Genomic DNA, 1,868 nt, shown 5'->3' with positions numbered 1-1,868 from the left:
CGCACGACGTGAGCGACGCGGAGATCGCCGCGTACGTCGCCTCCGAAGAGCCGCTGCACGTGGCAGGGGCCTTCACCGTCGACAGCCTGGGTGGCGCCTTCATCACGCGGGTGGACGGCGACCCCTCGACGGTCGTCGGCATGTCGCTGTCGACCGTCCGCCGCCTGGCGGCCGAGCTCGGTGTCCGCTGGACGGACCTCTGGTCGTAGACTCCCCTCCACGTTTTCTCGACTTTCTTGTGGGGAGTCGTCAAAGGGATCGGGATCGTTCTCGCTAGGCTGGCAAGCATGCCTGCTATCGCCAAGGTGCTCATCGCCAACCGCGGCGAGATCGCCGTCCGCATCATCCGCGCCGCCCGGGACTCCGGAATCGCCTCGGTCGCCGTCTACGCCGACCAGGATCGCGACGCTCTGCACGTCCGCCTCGCCGACGAGGCCTACGCCCTCGGGGGCTCGACCAGTGCCGAGACCTACCTCCAGATCGAGAAGATCCTTTCGATCGCCCGCCGCGCCGGTGCCGACGCGGTGCACCCGGGATACGGGTTCCTCGCCGAGAACGCCGAGTTCGCTCGCGCCATCATCGGTGCGGGGATGACCTGGATCGGCCCGTCGCCCGAGGCCATCGAGGCGCTCGGAGACAAGGTGACCGCGCGTCACGTGGCAGAGAAGGTCGGCGCACCTCTCGCCCCCGGCACTCCCGGTCCCGTGGAAGGCGCCGACGAGGTCATCGCCTTCGCGAAGGAGTTCGGTCTGCCGATCGCCATCAAGGCGGCCTACGGGGGCGGCGGACGCGGCCTCAAGGTGGCGCGTGAGCTCGACGAGGTCGCCGAGCTGTTCGAATCCGCCACCCGCGAGGCCGTCGCCGCTTTCGGACGCGGCGAGTGCTTCGTCGAGAAGTACCTCGACAAGCCGCGTCACGTCGAGACGCAGTGCCTGGCCGACGCCGAGGGCAATGTCGTCGTCATCTCGACGCGCGACTGCTCACTGCAGCGCCGCCACCAGAAGCTCGTCGAGGAGGCCCCCGCCCCCTTCCTCACGCAGGAGCAGAACGACCTCCTCTACTCGGCGTCGAAGGCCATCCTCAAGGAGGTCGGCTACGTCGGCGCCGGCACGTGCGAGTTCCTCATCGGCGCCGACGGCACGGTGTCGTTCCTCGAGGTGAACACCCGCCTGCAGGTCGAGCACCCGGTCTCCGAAGAGGTCACCGGCATCGACCTGGTGCGCGAGCAGTTCCGCATCGCGGCCGGCGGCACCATCGACTACGACGACCCGAAGCCGCAGGGGCACTCGATCGAGTTCCGCATCAACGGCGAAGACCCCGGTCGCGGATTCCTGCCCCAGCCCGGCCCGATCCACGTGTTCAAGACGTTCGGCGGTCCCGGCATCCGGCTCGACTCGGGCGTCACCGCCGGCGACGCGGTCTCGGGTGCGTTCGACTCGCTTCTGGCGAAGATCATCGTGACGGGCAAAGACAGGGCGGAAGCGCTGGAGCGCTCGCGCCGCGCGCTCGACGAGTTCGAGGTCGCGGGGCTCCCCACCGTCATCCCGTTCCACCGCAAGGTCGTGCGCGATCCCGCGTTCACCGCGGAGAACGGCGAGTTCGGCGTCTTCACGCGCTGGATCGAGACGGAGTTCGTCAACGACATCCCCGCGTGGGACGGCGAGCTCGAGGCGCCGACGCCTGCGGAATCGCGTCACACGGTCGTCGTCGAGGTCTCCGGCAAGCGTCTCGAGGTGAGCCTGCCCGATCGCGTCGCGGCTTCCGTCGAGGTCGGCGAACGACGAGATCGTGTCGTCGTCGTCGGCCACGACGATCACGCCGGGATAGACGGTGTACGGCGTGCTGAAGAGGTACTTCGCCTCACGCTC

2 protein-coding genes are annotated in these 1,868 nt (G+C 68.8%); both read left to right on the top strand.

Annotated elements, in window-relative coordinates; genetic code table 11:
* A partial coding sequence (locus KZA10_RS13845; RefSeq protein ID WP_218683167.1) for a Maf family protein occupies window positions 1-209 on the top strand: 209 nt, incomplete at its 5' end.
* Between the two features lie 78 nt (window positions 210-287).
* Window positions 288-1,868: acetyl/propionyl/methylcrotonyl-CoA carboxylase subunit alpha (locus KZA10_RS13840; RefSeq protein ID WP_256934862.1), on the top strand; the 1,581-nt coding region annotated here is incomplete at its 3' end.

The sequence above is a fragment of the Microbacterium sp. BF1 genome, from assembly GCF_019279095.1.
Lineage (GTDB): Bacteria > Actinomycetota > Actinomycetes > Actinomycetales > Microbacteriaceae > Microbacterium > Microbacterium maritypicum.
The sequence above is the reverse complement of the archived record's forward strand: the minus strand, read 5'-3'. Positions and strand labels throughout refer to the sequence as shown.